We start from the raw sequence: 15,589 nt of genomic DNA on the forward strand, positions 1-15,589 counted from the left end.
GAGAAGGGAAATTATGGTTCTTTTTATTATTTACGTATTTCTGTCTTCTGCTGGTCTGGTCTTATTTAAACTAGGTTCTAGCAGTTTGAACATCCAACTCCAACAAACAATCTTTTCAATGAATATCTCACTTATATCTTTATTAGGTTTATTTTGTTATTTAATTAGTTTTATTTTATGGATGTTAATTATTAGTCGTTCCGATGTTTCTTACATTGTTCCTTTAGGCGTTGCCTGTACAAACATCGCTATTTTAATTGCTTCAAATCTTATTCTAAAAGAGACAATTACAACGAATGCCCTTATTGGTGCTGTGGTTATTATTGTCGGCATTGTGATTATGAATCTTAAATAAAAAAGATCGCTATTCATTGAGCTGACCCTTAAAAATTAGACTTTCAGGTCCAACTTTTAAGGGTCACTACACATTAGCGATCTTTTTTATTTTCTTCAGATTTCATGATAGATAATTCCTGCAATAATGTTTTAATGCGATTTTCGTGTTTTGAAATCAACACAGAATTTTTAATTTCCATAATTAAAAGGACAATCACCGCAGCTGATAATAAGAAGTTTGATGTTGTTTCAAACCCAAAGGCCATTGCTAACCATTCTGCCACATGCGGGAAAATAGCAAAAATAATTAAGACAATTGAGATTAATAACCAAATCAAGGCATTTTTTAGGAGAAAAATATTTTTATTAATCCCTCGAATAATGTATAAGAAAAAGCCAATTGCAAATAAAAATAAAGCTATCCATAACACGGTTGGTAGCATCAATCTCCCTCCTTCATAAAGGCAGCAATCAGAATTGCTGAGCCGACTTCCAGCATATACTTCACAGAAGCCAATGCACGAATCGAAGAAACACCACCAAGCCGTTCCATCATATTGACAGGTCTTTCAACAATCACAAAGCGTTTTTTAATTAAGTGAACAATCGATTCTGGCTCGGGATAATTTGTCGGATAACGCTTTGCAAAAAAAGCAATCACTTTCCGATTTCCCGCTCGATAACCAGAAGTCACATCATAAATTGTTTTACCAGAAGCCATTCGAATACAAAAGGATAACAAACGAATACCAAAACGGCGCATTTTCGTACTTTGAAAAGCCGCTTCGTTTCCAGGAATGAAACGAGAGCCAATCGAAAAATCACATTTACCCTCTGCTAATGGTTCCAGTAAAATAGGTAAACTATTGATATCATGTTGACCATCACCATCAAACTGAACCGCCACATCATACTCATTTTCTAAGGCATATTTATAGCCGGTCTGTACCGCCCCGCCAATACCTAAATTCAACACTAAATGAATGGCATTAATTTGGTTGACTTCTAAAATTTGTTTGGTTCCATCTGTCGAGCCATCATTAATTACCACATAATCCAATTCATGTTGAAAATGCGTAACTTCCTGTTTAAATGTTTCAATGGAAGCAATCGTCCGCAAAATGTTTTCTTCCTCATTGTAAGCAGGAATGATTAAAAGTACCTTCATAAAGAGAAACACCTTTCCACTTTTTCTCTAACAAAACCCCTCACTTACACAAAACAATTTATTGTTGAACATTTTCTAACATTTGTGCTAAGGCTTCTTGCCAAGTAGGAATTTTAAAGCCTAACGCTTCTGTTTTACTTAAATCCATGACAGAATATTGTGGTCTTTGCGCCTTTTGTGGAAATTGAGTTGAATCCACTGGCAGTACTTCCACTTCAGTATCTTTTAAAATTTCTTTAGCAAACTGATACCAGCTACAGCTGTTTTCATTAGACAAATGATAAACACCAAATGGCGCTTTTTCTGCAATAACAAATGCCATAAATTCGGCTAACGTTCTTGTCCAAGTTGGGCGGCCAAACTGATCGTCCACTACCGTTAGTTGGTCTCTTGTTTCCGCTAATTTTTGCATGGTAAAGACAAAGTTATGACCGTATTGACCAAATACCCATGATGTTCGAATAATATAATAGTCGTCCAGGATTTCTTGGACCGCTTGTTCACCTAATAACTTCGTCCGACCATACTCATTTAAAGGATTCGGTTGATCATCAATCGCATAGACGCCTTCTTTTTTAGTTCCATCAAAAATATAATCTGTACTTACGTAAACAAGTGTCGCCCCCACTGCTTTAGCAGCTTCTGCAACATGACGTGTGCCATCTACATTCACTTTTTCATCTAATTCCTTGCCTTCGTCTTCTGCTTTATCAACAGCTGTATAAGCAGCACAATGATAAATGACGCTTGGTTGAATTTCTTTCACTTTTGCCAACGTACTATCCGCATCAGTAATATCTAATTCTTTGGAATCCGTTGAAACATACTCAATTCCTTGTTCGTCTAATAGGTGACGTAATTCTGTGCCCAATTGGCCATTTCCACCAGTAATTAAAATCATTTTTTTCGCTCCTTCTTGAAAAAAAGGCAGGGCAAAGTAGCTTTTGTACTTTGCCATCGCCTTTCGACTGTTATCTCACATGTCAGAAAAAATTACTGACCATTTTGTGCATATTTTGCTTCAACAGCTTCTTTATCTGCACGCCACCAGTCTTCATTTTCTGTATACCACTTGATTGTTTCTGCCAAGCCTTCACGGAAATTCGTGAATTCTGGTTCCCAACCTAATTCTTCGCGTAATCTGGTTGAATCAATCGCATAACGTAAGTCATGTCCTGCACGATCGTTGACATGCTCATAGGCATCAACAGGTTGTCCCATTAATTCTAAAATTAATTCCATCACTGTTTTATTGTCTTCTTCACCATCGGCTCCGATTAAATATGTTTCGCCAATTTGCCCTTTTGTTAAAATTGCCCAAACAGCCGAAGAATGGTCGTTTGTATGAATCCAGTCACGAACATTTTTACCAGCACCATAAAGTTTTGGTGTAATGCCACTTAAGACATTGGTAATTTGACGAGGAATAAATTTTTCAATATGTTGATATGGCCCATAGTTATTTGAACAATTTGAAATTGTTGCTTGTAAGTTGAAAGAACGAACCCACGCTTTGACTAACAAGTCAGATCCTGCTTTTGTTGAAGAATAAGGACTTGAAGGATTGTAAGGCGTTTCGGCAGTGAATTTTTCCCCTTCGCCTTCTCCATGTCCTGGTAAATCTTCTCTTAAAGGTAAATCGCCATAAACTTCATCAGTCGATACATGGTGGTAACGAACATTGTTTTTACGGCAAGCTTCGATCAATGTGTACGTCCCAATCAGATTGGTTTGTACAAATGGGAATGGGTCGTTTAATGAGTTGTCGTTATGCGATTCAGCAGCATAGTGAACGACCGCATCTGTTTCAGCGACTAAACGATTAACTAATTCAGCATCAGCGATATCTCCTACGACTAATTCCACGCGATCACTTGGTAGACCTTCAAGATTTTTTTCATTTCCTGCATACGTTAATTTATCTAATACAGTTACATGAACTTCTGGATGATTCTTTACAACATAATGAACAAAATTTGAGCCGATAAAACCAGCTCCACCTGTTACGATGATTTTTTTCATAATTGAAACTCTCCTACTTTTTTCTTAAATTTCGCCATAGATAAACGGATTTTCCGCTTCAAATTCTTTTAAGGTTGGATGTTTTTGATCCTTTTCTGACGTAATCGCTTTTTCTGGCGCAATTGGCCAATCAATAGCTAACGCTGGATCGTTAAAAGCAATACCGCCGTCTGCTGCCGCATTGTAGTAATTGTCACACTTGTACATAAAGTTCACGTTCGGTGTCAAAGTGACAAAACCATGGGCAAAACCTTTTGGTACTAAAAGCTGACGGTGATTATGTTCTGATAAAATGTAGCCTTCCCATTGACCATAGGTTGGACTCCCTTTACGAATATCAACAATCACATCTAATACCGCACCTGTTACAACGCGAATTAGTTTTGTTTGCGCAGCTTCGCCTTTTTGAAAATGCAATCCACGCAAGACACCTGCTTCTGTTGATAATGAATGATTATCTTGGACAAAATCAAAGTCTAATCCATGTTCTGCAAATTTAGCTTTGGAATAACTTTCTGTAAAAAAGCCACGATGATCACCGAAAACATCCATTTCGATAATTTTGACATCTTGTAATTTTGTATCAATAACTTTCACGTTTCTTCGCTCCTATTCTGCTGCTAAACGTAGCAAGTATTGGCCGTAGCCATTTTTCTTCAATGGTTGTGCCAATTCTACCAATTGTTCTTTTGTAATATAGCCCATTCGATAAGCAATTTCTTCCAAACAAGCGACTTTTAAATTTTGACGTTTTTCAATTGTTTCAATAAATGTTGACGCTTCTAATAAGGATTCGTGTGTGCCTGTATCTAACCAAGCAAAGCCACGGCCCATTACCTCAACAGAAAGTTTATTTTTTTCAAGGTAGACTTTATTAACGTCTGTTATTTCTAATTCCCCACGTTCTGACGGTTTGATCCCTTTTGCAATTTCAACCACTTCATTGTCGTAAAAATACAAACCTGTCACTGCGTAATTTGACTTCGGTTGTGCTGGTTTTTCTTCAATAGAAAGCGCCCGCATCTCTTCATCAAATTCTACCACGCCGAAACGTTCTGGATCATTTACATGGTAACCAAAGACTGTTGCCCCTGACTCTTTAGAAGCCGCTCGTTGCAACATTTTTGATAAGCCGCCACCATAATAAATATTGTCCCCTAAAACTAAGCAGACACTGTCATCACCAATAAATTCTTCACCAATAATAAATGCTTGCGCCAAACCATCTGGGCTTTCTTGTACCGCGTATTCGATATGAATGCCTAAATCATGGCCATCGCCGAATAAGCTTTCAAAACGTGGTGTATCTTCTGGTGTAGAGATAATCAAAATTTCATTAATTCCCGCCAACATTAACGTTGACATTGGGTAATAAATCATTGGTTTGTCGTAAATTGGCATTAATTGTTTTGATGTTGCTTTTGTTAGCGGATATAAGCGTGTCCCGCTTCCGCCTGCTAAAATAATTCCTTTCATGAACAATCTCCTTAAATACTTCTATTTTTAGTTTCTATAAAACCAAATATCCTTCCCTATTATCGCATTAAGCATAGGGTTTGTCATGTTTTTTACGTAAATTTTACAAATCTGTAAAAGTTTAGCGTTGTTCCTTTAAACGCTGATGTAAAGCTTTTAATAAATTCACACGCCAATTTAATTTTTGTTGGAAACTTGTTTTGGTAATAATAGGGCTGACATTCGCTCCATGTCTTCGGTAAAGCACTAATGGTTCTTTAATGAGGCCCGTTTGCTTTTTCCGTGCAGCTAATAAGCCAATCCACATATCATGCATAGGAACTTCTGGCGGAATGGGTAAAATGACGTTTTTCATCTCTTGACGAAAGGCCATACCTGCCCCAATATAGCCACTTTTTATCGCATTTCGCCAAAACCCTGGTTTGACTTTTCGGAACTTAAAATAAGAGGGATTGGTAACTTGTAAATCCGCATCAACAATTTTCAAGTCACTAATAACCACTTGGATGTCAGGGTGCGTTTCAAAATATTCTGTCACTGTCGTTACTTTATTTGGCAACCAAACGTCATCTTGATCTGCTAAAAATATTACTTCGCCTTTCGTATGCGTAAGCGCAAATGCAAAATTAGCAATCACTCCTTGCCCTGGACCTTGTAACAATTGAATTTGGGGATAATTCGCTGCATACGTTCTCAAAATTTCCAACGTATGATCAGTAGAACCATCATCTGAAATAATTAGTTCATCTTCTTCACTGACTTGTAAAAGAATACTATCTAATTGTTCCGCGAGATATTTTTCTCCATTATATGTCGCAATACAAACTGAGATCATAGATTATCCTTTCATTAACTTGAGAAATTCTGCCAATGTTTGCCGCCAAATTTGGCGATTTTTGACAGTTAAAAATTGCTTACTACTGCGTAAAAATAAATGGCGTCGATGATGGGAAAACTTTTCTTGATCATATCGACGATAAAATAACGTTTCTGCTTCAATAATAGAGCGATAACGTTGAGGACTCATTGTACGATAATCTAAAACAGACAATTCTTGTTTTAGGTGGATTGGGAAGACTTCAATCTTTTTATTGGCTTGATTCAATTGATAAAAGAACCAATGATCTAAATAGTCCAAAGGAAATTCTTCCGAAAATCCTTCCAACCAGCGCAGTGTTTCTGCCGTAATGACTGTACCAGAATTGATAGCCATCAACGGTTGGTTGGCTATCCCTGCTGTTGGCTTTGCTCCTTTAAGTCCAACATATTGATCACTATATACTGGCGAAATTTGTTGTCCATTTGCTTCTACAATTGGAACATAGACTGCCACAGTCGGATCTAACGGCATGATGATCAACGTATCAAAATAAGAAGCTGGCACTTCTGTGTCTTGGTCAAGGAGCAACAATAATTCACATTGATTCGCTTGACTAAAAGCAATCGCTTCATTATAAGCGGTCGCTAGGCCTGGATTATCAGGATTATGTCGATAAGTAACATTTTGTTGTAAAAATAATGCATCTTCTTGAGGAAGTGGGCTGTTGTCATAAATAAATAAGTGCAATTCGGGGTGATTTACCACTTCTTTTAATAACAAATAATTCGGCGTATCAGCCATTTTCATTTGATATAAGACGATGACTACCGCTAATCTTTGACTCATTAAAAGAACCTCCAGCCCCATTTGTTAAAAAATTTTCCCATTGATTGCATAAAGATTTTAAACAATTTTCGACTTTTATGGGCGCCCTTTTCATACATGTGAACAACCGTTTCAAAAGGCGTATAGAGAATCCGATAGCCTGCTTTGCCAAAGCGTAAACATAAATCGTTGTCTTCAAAGTACATGAAGAAACGTTCATCGAACCCACCAATTTCAACGAATTTTTCACGATCAATCAACATAAAACAGCCTGAGCCCATTTTAATATCCGTTGTTTCTGTATCCGACAAATCGCGACATTCATAAATACTCAAACGTTTATCAAAAATTTTCTTTACAAATTGAAAGGGAATAAAACGTAACATATAATCGAAAACATCTAATTTTTGACGAACTAAATATTGCGTCGTGCCATCTTCATTTAGCACTTTAGGGCTAACGACTGCAATGTTCTTATCTATTTTGATACGGTCTAATAGACGATCAAGCACGTCTTTAGTAACCAAAACATCGGGATTAAAAATAATTGCATACTTTGTCGAAGCATTGAATAACACTTGATTATGACCATGACCAAACCCTTGATTTTCTTCAGCGCGATGGATAGTAATAAATGGTTCATATGTTGTTAATTTTTCAAGATACGCTGTTTCAGAATGATTGTCATAGATATGAATATCATAGATACTATCAGTACCTAGTTCGGCTTTTAATTGGTCTAGTACATTAAAAATGTAACGACTATTATAAGTGACAATCGAGATTGTTACCATTTCTTGCATGCTCATTTCTCCTTACTACTGAAACATCGTCTTAAAAAAAAAGCATATGTTTCACACATATACTTTTTTAAGTTTAATGGAATTATATCATAGGTTTACGCTCTCGCAAAGCAACCTAAAGATTTCTTTACTTTCTCTTAGAATGCTTGCCAAGTCGCTTTTTCATTTGCTCCTGACGATATTCACGATTCCCTAAAATCCGTAACAAATACATCAACGGTTGATGCCCTTCGCCAACTAGACCGATTAGTTCAATAAATAGTTCTAAGCCAATTAAACAAAAGACAATTAATAAAATTGATGCTACTGTACTTGAATAGCTGAACAATAAAGAGACAAAGGAAAAAACTAACGCTAATGCATAAATAGTCATGACCGCCCCTTTATGGGTAAAACCTAAAGATAACAAGCGGTGATGCAAATGCATTTTATCTGCTGAGGAAATGGGCTTCTTGTTCAATAGCCGTCGAATAATTGCATAAACCGTATCCGTAATTGGCACACCTAAAATCACCATTGGCGTAATTACCGTAATAAACGTGGCATTTTTTAAGCCCTGTAACGACATTACTGCAATCATAAACCCGAGGAATAACGCCCCAGTATCTCCTAGAAATATTTTAGCCGGATAAAAATTGTATGGGAAAAACCCCGCAATGCTCGCAACTAAAATAAAAATAACAATTGGGATATAGACCGTTTTAGCATGTAGGAAAAAATACCCTGTAATACCAATCGTGGTTAATCCAATAATGGATACGCCTGATGCTAAACCATCCAAACCATCAATTAAATTTACTGCATTCGTAATCGCTAAAATCCACAATAAAGTTAGTGGTAAACTAAACCAGCGTAAATCAATCATTCCAACAACTGGCAACGTCACAAAATCTATCCGAATTCCAGCAACAAAATAAATAACTAATGCTGCTAACAAAATACCGATTGTTTTTTTCATTGGAGTAATCTCTTTAATATCATCAATGAGGCCTGTCAAAACAACCATTCCACCAGCCAAAATAATCGGCCAAATATAATCTTGTGGGATAATCGAACGAAAAATCAATAAACATGAACTAGCAAAAGCAATGTAGATTGCAAGTCCTCCTGCTGTAGGCATATTTTTGGTATTGATTCGTCGCTCTCCTGGTGCATCGTAGGCGCCAATCCGAAACGCTAGAAGCTTAACAAGTGGTGTTAATAGCAAAGATAAGATAAATGTCATAAATAAACGTATTAAAACTTCATAAATAAATAGTGACATAGTCGAACCCACTTTCTTCTCGTTCAGGGTATATTATACCGTAAACTGAAGCATTTACAAGCTGAAACATGTGTTCTGGCAACGGTTTAGACTTTTTTAAAGAAATCTATTTATTTTTCTTTTTAAACCATCTAAACAAGCGTTGTTCAAAACTTGGTTGTTTCTTTTCTTTATCTCCAGATAAGTATTCATCGACGACAGCGTTGACAATTGCTCCTAAAATAATAATCGTGGCAGCAAAATTCAGCCATAACATCAAGATGATAAAACTCCCGATGATTTGATAACTTGCGATTCTAGAACTAAAATATTTTACGTACAAACCAAAAATTTGTGATAATAGCATCCAACCGACTGTCGAAAAAATAGCCCCTGGCAAAATAGAACGTAACGATAATTTCCGATTAGGAACGACCGCATAAATCAAACACATAATCACCAATAAAACAACGGTCGTTAACGGCCATTTTAACGCTTGGAAAGTATCGATCACAGACGTTGAGTAATGGAAAATTGGTTGCAGTAATTCAATAATGTACTGACCCAGACCTAAAATTACTACCACACCAACAATCGCTACCATAAATAACAAAATAACTAAAAATGAGACCACTCTTACGAGAATAAAATTTTTCCTTTGTTCGACACCAAAAGCTTTATTCATCGCGTTTTGTAGTGCATTAATACTTTGACTGGCACTCCAAAATGCTGCTAAAGCGGAAACAGAAAGCAACCCGCCTGAACGTTGAGTCAATAGTGAACGAATCGCTGGTTCTAAGTTCTTATAAACATCTTTCGGAATCGCCTCTGCAATATAAGGCAACACAGAATTAGGGTCGATTCTTAAATAAGGTAAGACATTACCTACCGCAATCAGTAATGGAAACAGCGAGAGTAATAAATAATAGGCAACAACCACTGAGCTGTTGCCTATTTCGGCTGTGACCATGTGACTTTGCGTTGTCTCAATAAAACGCATCAAAGATTGATTCTTTTTGATGTTGTCGAGAAACTTCATCACACACTCTCCTTATTAATAAGTCAATTCTTCGCCTTGTGACGTTAAGATTCTTGGACCTTCTTTCGTAATCGCTAATGAATGTTCATATTGACAACTTAGACCGCCATCTTCAGTATAAGCAGTCCAACCATTTGGGTCCATTTTCATGCGCCAAGTTCCTGTGTTAACCATTGGCTCAATGGTAATAACCATTCCCTCTTTTAAACGTAGTCCTTTACCTGCTTCACCATAGTGAGGAATCATTGGACTCTCATGGATAGTTGGGCCAATACCGTGACCTACAAAGTCGCGAACTACCCCGTAGCCTTCTCCTTCTACATACGTTTGAATTGCATGACCAATGTCGCCAATTCTATTTCCTACTTGTGCTTGTTCAATCCCAAGATATAGCGCTTTTTTGGTTACTTCCATCAAGCGATCAATTTCAGGTGTTGATTCACCCACGACATAAGACCAGCATGAATCAGAGATTGCGCCCTTTAAGTCGACACACATATCTACTTTGATTAGGTCGCCATCTTTTAATACTTTTTTACGAGGAAATCCGTGGCAGATTTCGTCGTTGATACTACAACAAGTAGCATATTTGTAGCCTTCATAGCCAATTTGAGCCGCCACGCCACCATGACTTTCAATAAAGTCTCTCACAAATACTTCAATATCCCAGCTTGTAATGCCAGGTTTAATAAACGTCCGTAAATGACGGTGAACATCCGCTAATAATTCCCCTGATTCATCCATCATTTCAATTTCTCGTGGTGATTTTAATGTAATCATACTATCTCTCCTAAACTTGTTTCATTCAAATTATTTTATCACATTTTTTGCAAAAAAGATTGTTCAAACACCAATTTTCAAAAAGTCCCTTAATAAAAGCACTCGCTAGTCTTTTATAAGAAATGCGCATCTGCTATAATAAGTGACAGAATTGTATGAGGGGGAAGAAAGTTTATGACGTTAGCTAAAATTGTGTATGCAAGCATGACTGGGAATACAGAAGAAATTGCCGACATTGTTGCAGAAGCATTTGAAGATTTAGAATTAGAGGTCGAAATTGATGAGTGTACGCAAGTCGATGCCGCTGATTTTGAAGAGGCCGATATCTGTGTAGTAGCTACATATACGTATGGCGATGGCGATTTACCTGATGAAATTGTCGACTTTTATGAAGACTTACAAGAGATTGATTTATCAGGAAAAATCTTCGGCGTTTGTGGTTCAGGAGACACGTTTTATGATGATTTTTGTAAATCGGTGGACGACTTCGAAGCAGTCTTTACTCAAATTGGGGCAAAAAAAGGCGCCGACAGCGTTAAAGTTGATCTAGCCGCTGAAGAAGACGACATCCAACGTTTAGAAGAATTTGCGAAAAAATTAGCAACTGCTGCAGAATAACTACGTTGAAATAAATAAAAAAACACCAGAAAAAAATGGCTAGTTCCCATTTTTCTCTGGTGTTTTGATATTCCTAATTTAAAAATAAAATACTGTAATTTAAAGCAGCCGCAAAAGTAACCCAAAGAATATAAGGAATCATCAACCAGCCACGCGTTATTAATTTATAACGCAAGTAGTCCCACTGTTGAACTATTAATAATAGCCATAACAATGAGATATCAATCACAGATAATAAATTGTTTTGTAAAGAAAAAAAGAAAAATGTCCAGAAAAAGTTCGCAATAAATTGTAAAATAAATAGCGTAATCATCCGTTTTTTCTGTTGTTTATTTGGATGAACTAAGATGAAATAAAAAGTAATGCCCATAAAAATATACAACACCAACCACACCGGTCCAAATAACCAGCCTGGCGGAGCAAAACTTGGTAATCTCAACGCTTGATAATATTCTCTCGCATTTACTGAAAATAAGCCCGACAAGAGCCCTAGTCCGGTAATTCCTACAATACTTATCCATAAACGCTTATCTTTCACTCGGTTCATGTTTTTTGCCCCTTTCTATTTCTCTTCTTTACTGTAGCATGGTTGCGAATAATCTACCATTAATACACTTAACAAAAAAAGACCGTTCTTTTAAGAAACAGTCTTTTGCTGTAACCTCACAGAAGCTATCAGCATGAGGTTACACTTTTTTTTAATTTTTATAGGTCAATATCAATTGGTTCATCTCGTTCAAGAATTGCTTCAATACTATCTTTCATTAAATGAATGATTTGTTCTTCTGAAGGATGGATAATTCCAGAAGTCATCAATGCAGCCACACCAGTAGCGACCACCCATGTTCCCATGTGTAAAGAGTCAATTTGAACATCGTTTAAATTAGCATACTCAGGATCAGCTTTTACCGCTTCAGTAAAATAGTGATAAGAGAATTCTTGCATTTTTTTGCCGCCACCATATTCTTCTAAATAAAGCGCACGGTATAACTTACTTTCACTTGTCGCAAAATGAATATAGTTTAAAGCCAAATCAACAATTGTATTCCCGGTATGTTTTACTGGAAATACTTCTTTCGCTAAGTATTTATGAATTTTTTGGAATAAAGCATCGCGTAAATCATCCATGTTTTTAAATTCCAAATAAATCGGTTGGGTGGAACATTTCATTTTATTAGCAATATTACGTGCAGTGAACTTCGAAAATCCTTCAGTGGCGACTACTTCATAGGCAGCTGTTAAAATCTGCTCTTTCGTAATGGTTTTTTTTCTTGCCATAATTCCCTATCCCCTTTATTCATTCATATACAACGCTTCCAAATAAATGCTTATGGTTATTGTAACACGATTTTTCTATTATGCAAAATTAGAACAACTCTTTGTACAAAAGTTCACTGAGCGGGAGCACGACAACTTTTACCCCGACTTAAAATAACAGTTGATAAAGGCTTTATTTCGTTGAGTTCCCTGCTCTTCCGTGTTATGATATGAGCAGTCATTACCCATCAAAATGAAGGAGGAATCACGAATGACCTTAGAGAATTTTAATGAAAATCTAAAGAAATATGCACGTTTAATTGCTGAAACGGGTGTCAATGTTCAGGACAATCATACGGTTGTTTTACAAATCAGTGTTGATCAAGCGCCCCTTGCCCGCTTAATTACGGAAGAAGCTTATCGCTTAGGTGCGGCCGAAGTAATTGTTCAATGGAGCGACGAAACCATTCAACGTGAATTTTTAGCTCATGCTGCAACTGATCGTATTGAAAATGTTCCTCAATATAAAATTGATCAAACCGATGATTGGATTGCCAAAGGCGCAAGCCGAATTAGCGTGGTTTCTTCTAATCCTGATGCATTAGCTGGCGTGGATGCACAACGTGTAGCAGCTTTCCAAGCGGCTAATGGGAAAGCATTGGTCAACCTACGAAAAGCAACGCAAGCCAACAAAGTAAGTTGGACTGTTGTAGCGGCTGCTAGTGAAGGTTGGGCAGCTAAAGTCTTTCCAGAATTAGCAACAAGTGAAGAACAAGTTGATGCACTTTGGAATGAAATTTTCAAAACAACACGAATTTATGAAGAAAACCCAGTCATTGCTTGGGATATCCATGATAAAAAATTACAAGAAAAAGCGGCTGAATTAAACGAACAACAATTTACTGCTTTACACTACACAGCTCCTGGGACAGATTTAACGATTGGTTTGCCTAAAAACCATTTATGGGAAGGCGCTGGTAGTTATAACGCGCGTGGAGAAGAATTCATGGCTAATATGCCAACAGAAGAAGTTTTCACCGCTCCAGATAGTCGCCGCGTTGATGGTTATGTCTCTAGTACAAAACCACTAAGTTATGCTGGCACAATCATTTCGGGCATGAAATTTACATTTAAAGATGGAAAAGTTGTTGACTTCTCAGCTGAACAAGGCGAAGAAGCATTGAAAAATCTCTTAGCTATTGATGAAGGTGCCAAACACTTAGGAGAAGTTGCTTTAGTACCAGACCCTTCACCAATTTCACAATCCGGTTTGATTTTTTATAATACATTGTTTGATGAAAATGCCTCTAATCATTTAGCCTTTGGTTCGGCCTATGCCTTCAACTTACAAGGCGGCACGGAGATGAGCGAAGAAGAATTAGCTGAAGCTGGTTTAAATCGTAGCCAAACACATGTGGACTTTATGGTAGGATCTGACAAAATGAATATTGATGGCATTAAGGAAGACGGGACGATTGTTCCAGTTTTTAGAAATGGCGATTGGGCATAAATTTAAAAAAGAAGCAAGCCGTAAAAAATAACGGCTTGCTTCTTTTTATTTCAAATAAAAAAGGCTTCTCAGCCTTGATGCGTTCCTTATTCAATCAGACACATGGCGGCACTTGCTTAGTGCTGCTTCCTTCCGGATCTGACACAATTCACTAGCCCGCCATTGTCCTAGCCTTTCGGCAAAACCTAGTATAACGTATTTTTATTCTTTTGACTAGTCTTTCTTTTGATTTTTTAAAAGTTTCTCTTCTTTTTTCTTTGCCCGTAACTTTTTAAAGAACTGAACTAGCAATAAGCGACACTCTTCTTCTAAAACGCCTGCTTCGACATAGGCCACATGATTGAAGCGTTCATCTTCTAATAAATTCATCAATGTGCCAGCAGTGCCTGCTTTAGGATCAGTTGCGCCATAATAAACTTCTGGAATTCGTGCTAAAAGCATCGCCCCACTACACATTGGACAAGGCTCTAAAGTTACAAATAATTGGGTTTCTTCTAGACGCCAATTTTCTATCCCGCGACACGCTTCTTGGATTGCATACATTTCTGCATGCGCCGTTGCTTCTTGCCGTGCTTCTCTCAGATTATGCCCGCGGCCAATAATTTCCCCTTGCCGAACAATTACAGCTCCAATAGGCACCTCAGCCAAACCTTCTGCTTTTTTCGCTTCTGCAATGGCTTCTCGCATAAAAATTTCTTTTTCTTCTTGTGTTAACGTTGTTTCTTTTTTTCCCAATTAATTTCCACCTTTCGGCTTTTTCCCACTAAACTTCTATCTTGCTTCATGGTACAATAAATCAGTGAGGTGTGTCTATGATTATTGAAAATTTATCTCAGCTTTATCCCAAAGGCTATTTATCAAAAACAATTGGTTCCGAAGCCACCTATTCAATTCCTGTTGACGACCAATTTTTCATTGTGAATAAAGCTTTCTTAAGTATTAAAGAACAGCATTTGTTGGAAGCGCTTTTCCCGATTTCTGAAAACCCAACCATTACTGGTAACCATCCTTGGTTCAGTTACTTATTTCAACAGGCAAAATTACCTGCCGAAGGGACCTTTCGTATGTTGCAAATTCAAACGAATATCTCAAAAGAATTACAAGCTGAATGGCAATTTAATTTAACAAAGATGTTTCCAGATACAGTTGATTGTTTCAGTCCAAGTAATAATATGTATATTTTAGTTGAAGAACAGTCAAAAAATACCTTTCAACAAGAAGAAATTCAAGGGATCTTTTTAACATTAGATACAGACTTTGATTGCACTAGTGCTGTATTTGTTGGCAATTTTTATTCCTCTGAAGACATTCTCCGGCGTTGTTTCCATGAAGAACAACGTATTTTTTCAGAAGAACTTAATTCCTCTAGTCGGACGACTGTTTTTAGTTTAACTGATGTTGCCCTCCACTATTTTACCAAGGAAGCCATGAGCCAAAATGTACTTGTTGAGTATTATCGTCGTTTATTAAATAAAGACACCGATATTCAGCCAATCATCAGCGCTTTGTGGAAAAATCAAGGCAATATCAGCTCCACTGCAAAAGATTTATTTATGCATCGAAATACTTTACACTATCGGTTGGAAAAGTTTTTTGAACAAACTGGCTTATCTTTAAAAAAAATGGATGATTTAATCTTTTGTTATTTGTTATTAAGAAAGTAGCACGTCCATTTTTTACTCGTATGTTTTT

Annotated in this window: 19 protein-coding genes and 1 other RNA gene; 4 read left to right on the plus strand and 16 right to left on the minus strand. The window is 37.0% G+C overall.

Annotated elements, in window-relative coordinates:
* The first annotated feature begins 13 nt into the window (after nt 1–13).
* On the plus strand, nt 14–355 hold the full coding sequence (locus IGK54_RS08805; RefSeq protein ID WP_002356899.1) for an EamA family transporter: 342 nt from the start codon (nt 14–16) through the stop codon (nt 353–355).
* A 73-nt stretch (nt 356–428) separates the two neighbouring features.
* Here the strand turns inward: IGK54_RS08805 and IGK54_RS08810 are convergent, their stop codons facing one another.
* From IGK54_RS08810 to map, 12 genes are all read right to left on the minus strand, one after another.
* The gene (locus IGK54_RS08810) at nt 429–779 is read right to left on the minus strand and encodes a DUF2304 domain-containing protein (protein ID WP_142956996.1); all 351 of its coding nucleotides are present in this window, start codon (nt 777–779) and stop codon (nt 429–431) included.
* Nucleotides 779–1,504 (minus strand): glycosyltransferase family 2 protein, encoded by a 726-nt coding sequence (locus tag IGK54_RS08815; protein WP_002359897.1) that lies wholly within the window; start codon nt 1,502–1,504, stop codon nt 779–781. Before IGK54_RS08815 ends, IGK54_RS08810 begins: the two co-directional genes overlap by 1 nt.
* 58 nt (nt 1,505–1,562) lie before the next feature.
* Nucleotides 1,563–2,405, minus strand: coding sequence for a dTDP-4-dehydrorhamnose reductase (gene rfbD / locus IGK54_RS08820; RefSeq protein ID WP_002370379.1), 843 nt, complete (start codon nt 2,403–2,405; stop codon nt 1,563–1,565).
* A 92-nt stretch (nt 2,406–2,497) separates the two neighbouring features.
* A complete protein-coding gene (gene rfbB, locus IGK54_RS08825) occupies nt 2,498–3,526 on the minus strand; it encodes a dTDP-glucose 4,6-dehydratase (RefSeq protein WP_002359895.1) in 1,029 nt (342 codons plus the stop codon).
* 24 nt (nt 3,527–3,550) lie between these two features.
* Complete coding sequence (gene rfbC / locus IGK54_RS08830) at nt 3,551–4,123, minus strand: dTDP-4-dehydrorhamnose 3,5-epimerase (protein WP_002356893.1); 573 nt, start codon at nt 4,121–4,123, stop codon at nt 3,551–3,553.
* 12 nt (nt 4,124–4,135) lie between these two features.
* Nucleotides 4,136–5,002 carry a glucose-1-phosphate thymidylyltransferase RfbA gene (gene rfbA / locus IGK54_RS08835; protein ID WP_002364387.1) on the minus strand — a complete coding sequence of 289 codons (867 nt, stop codon included), beginning with the start codon at nt 5,000–5,002 and terminating at the stop codon, nt 4,136–4,138.
* Nucleotides 5,003–5,123: 121 nt separating this feature from the next.
* Nucleotides 5,124–5,837, minus strand: coding sequence for a glycosyltransferase family 2 protein (locus IGK54_RS08840; RefSeq protein ID WP_002362119.1), 714 nt, complete (start codon nt 5,835–5,837; stop codon nt 5,124–5,126).
* 3 nt (nt 5,838–5,840) lie between these two features.
* Nucleotides 5,841–6,668, minus strand: coding sequence for a glycosyltransferase (locus tag IGK54_RS08845; protein WP_430602910.1), 828 nt, complete (start codon nt 6,666–6,668; stop codon nt 5,841–5,843).
* Nucleotides 6,668–7,456: a glycosyltransferase family 2 protein gene (locus IGK54_RS08850; RefSeq protein WP_002359892.1), complete on the minus strand. Its 789-nt coding sequence runs from the start codon at nt 7,454–7,456 to the stop codon at nt 6,668–6,670. The genes IGK54_RS08845 and IGK54_RS08850 overlap by 1 nt, the downstream gene beginning before the upstream one ends.
* Before the next feature lie 121 nt (nt 7,457–7,577).
* Complete coding sequence (locus tag IGK54_RS08855) at nt 7,578–8,714, minus strand: MraY family glycosyltransferase (protein ID WP_002366956.1); 1,137 nt, start codon at nt 8,712–8,714, stop codon at nt 7,578–7,580.
* Between the two features lie 106 nt (nt 8,715–8,820).
* Complete coding sequence (locus tag IGK54_RS08860; protein ID WP_002384297.1) at nt 8,821–9,732, minus strand: YihY/virulence factor BrkB family protein; 912 nt, start codon at nt 9,730–9,732, stop codon at nt 8,821–8,823.
* A 15-nt stretch (nt 9,733–9,747) separates the two neighbouring features.
* Entirely contained in the window at nt 9,748–10,512 is a 765-nt protein-coding gene (gene map, locus IGK54_RS08865) for a type I methionyl aminopeptidase (protein ID WP_002356886.1), read from the minus strand.
* Nucleotides 10,513–10,686: 174 nt separating this feature from the next.
* Between map and IGK54_RS08870 the strand changes: the two genes are divergently transcribed.
* Nucleotides 10,687–11,130: a flavodoxin gene (locus tag IGK54_RS08870; protein ID WP_002356885.1), complete on the plus strand. Its 444-nt coding sequence runs from the start codon at nt 10,687–10,689 to the stop codon at nt 11,128–11,130.
* 73 nt (nt 11,131–11,203) lie between these two features.
* Here the strand turns inward: IGK54_RS08870 and IGK54_RS08875 are convergent, their stop codons facing one another.
* Both IGK54_RS08875 and IGK54_RS08880 read right to left on the minus strand, forming a co-directional pair.
* Nucleotides 11,204–11,677 carry a TspO/MBR family protein gene (locus tag IGK54_RS08875; RefSeq protein ID WP_002384294.1) on the minus strand — a complete coding sequence of 158 codons (474 nt, stop codon included), beginning with the start codon at nt 11,675–11,677 and terminating at the stop codon, nt 11,204–11,206.
* A gap of 158 nt (nt 11,678–11,835) precedes the next feature.
* Nucleotides 11,836–12,408 carry a TetR/AcrR family transcriptional regulator gene (locus IGK54_RS08880; RefSeq protein ID WP_002356883.1) on the minus strand — a complete coding sequence of 191 codons (573 nt, stop codon included), beginning with the start codon at nt 12,406–12,408 and terminating at the stop codon, nt 11,836–11,838.
* Nucleotides 12,409–12,658: 250 nt separating this feature from the next.
* On the opposite strand from IGK54_RS08880, the gene IGK54_RS08885 reads away from it, so the two are divergent.
* The gene (locus tag IGK54_RS08885; protein ID WP_002362125.1) at nt 12,659–13,897 is read left to right on the plus strand and encodes an aminopeptidase; all 1,239 of its coding nucleotides are present in this window, start codon (nt 12,659–12,661) and stop codon (nt 13,895–13,897) included.
* Between the two features lie 87 nt (nt 13,898–13,984).
* On the opposite strand, the gene ffs is transcribed toward IGK54_RS08885, so the two are convergent.
* Together ffs and tadA are read right to left on the minus strand one after the other, a co-directional pair.
* Nucleotides 13,985–14,071: signal recognition particle sRNA small type (ffs, locus tag IGK54_RS08890), an RNA gene on the minus strand.
* Nucleotides 14,072–14,110: 39 nt separating this feature from the next.
* Nucleotides 14,111–14,632 (minus strand): tRNA adenosine(34) deaminase TadA, encoded by a 522-nt coding sequence (tadA, locus tag IGK54_RS08895; RefSeq protein ID WP_002369024.1) that lies wholly within the window; start codon nt 14,630–14,632, stop codon nt 14,111–14,113.
* Nucleotides 14,633–14,709: 77 nt separating this feature from the next.
* Between tadA and IGK54_RS08900 the strand changes: the two genes are divergently transcribed.
* Complete coding sequence (locus IGK54_RS08900) at nt 14,710–15,561, plus strand: PucR family transcriptional regulator (protein WP_142956997.1); 852 nt, start codon at nt 14,710–14,712, stop codon at nt 15,559–15,561.
* The last annotated feature ends 28 nt before the right edge of the window (nt 15,562–15,589 follow it).

It is taken from the genome of Enterococcus sp. DIV2384 (assembly GCF_050534975.1).
In the GTDB taxonomy this organism is placed as follows: Bacteria; Bacillota; Bacilli; order Lactobacillales; family Enterococcaceae; genus Enterococcus; species Enterococcus faecalis.

What these genes read in the sequence shown, in the direction of transcription:
- rfbD (WP_002370379.1), bottom strand. Translation starts at nt 2,405, where the DNA reads ATGATTTTAATTACTGGTGGAAATGGCCAATTGGGCACAGAATTACGT.
- IGK54_RS08885 (WP_002362125.1), top strand. Translation starts at nt 12,659, where the DNA reads ATGACCTTAGAGAATTTTAATGAAAATCTAAAGAAATATGCACGTTTA.
- IGK54_RS08810 (WP_142956996.1), bottom strand. Translation starts at nt 779, where the DNA reads ATGCTACCAACCGTGTTATGGATAGCTTTATTTTTATTTGCAATTGGC.
- IGK54_RS08900 (WP_142956997.1), top strand. Translation starts at nt 14,710, where the DNA reads ATGATTATTGAAAATTTATCTCAGCTTTATCCCAAAGGCTATTTATCA.
- IGK54_RS08815 (WP_002359897.1), bottom strand. Translation starts at nt 1,504, where the DNA reads ATGAAGGTACTTTTAATCATTCCTGCTTACAATGAGGAAGAAAACATT.
- IGK54_RS08805 (WP_002356899.1), top strand. Translation starts at nt 14, where the DNA reads ATGGTTCTTTTTATTATTTACGTATTTCTGTCTTCTGCTGGTCTGGTC.
- IGK54_RS08860 (WP_002384297.1), bottom strand. Translation starts at nt 9,732, where the DNA reads ATGAAGTTTCTCGACAACATCAAAAAGAATCAATCTTTGATGCGTTTT.
- IGK54_RS08880 (WP_002356883.1), bottom strand. Translation starts at nt 12,408, where the DNA reads ATGGCAAGAAAAAAAACCATTACGAAAGAGCAGATTTTAACAGCTGCC.
- map (WP_002356886.1), bottom strand. Translation starts at nt 10,512, where the DNA reads ATGATTACATTAAAATCACCACGAGAAATTGAAATGATGGATGAATCA.
- IGK54_RS08850 (WP_002359892.1), bottom strand. Translation starts at nt 7,456, where the DNA reads ATGAGCATGCAAGAAATGGTAACAATCTCGATTGTCACTTATAATAGT.
- IGK54_RS08855 (WP_002366956.1), bottom strand. Translation starts at nt 8,714, where the DNA reads ATGTCACTATTTATTTATGAAGTTTTAATACGTTTATTTATGACATTT.
- IGK54_RS08870 (WP_002356885.1), top strand. Translation starts at nt 10,687, where the DNA reads ATGACGTTAGCTAAAATTGTGTATGCAAGCATGACTGGGAATACAGAA.
- IGK54_RS08875 (WP_002384294.1), bottom strand. Translation starts at nt 11,677, where the DNA reads ATGAACCGAGTGAAAGATAAGCGTTTATGGATAAGTATTGTAGGAATT.
- rfbB (WP_002359895.1), bottom strand. Translation starts at nt 3,526, where the DNA reads ATGAAAAAAATCATCGTAACAGGTGGAGCTGGTTTTATCGGCTCAAAT.
- IGK54_RS08840 (WP_002362119.1), bottom strand. Translation starts at nt 5,837, where the DNA reads ATGATCTCAGTTTGTATTGCGACATATAATGGAGAAAAATATCTCGCG.
- rfbA (WP_002364387.1), bottom strand. Translation starts at nt 5,002, where the DNA reads ATGAAAGGAATTATTTTAGCAGGCGGAAGCGGGACACGCTTATATCCG.
- IGK54_RS08845 (WP_430602910.1), bottom strand. Translation starts at nt 6,668, where the DNA reads ATGAGTCAAAGATTAGCGGTAGTCATCGTCTTATATCAAATGAAAATG.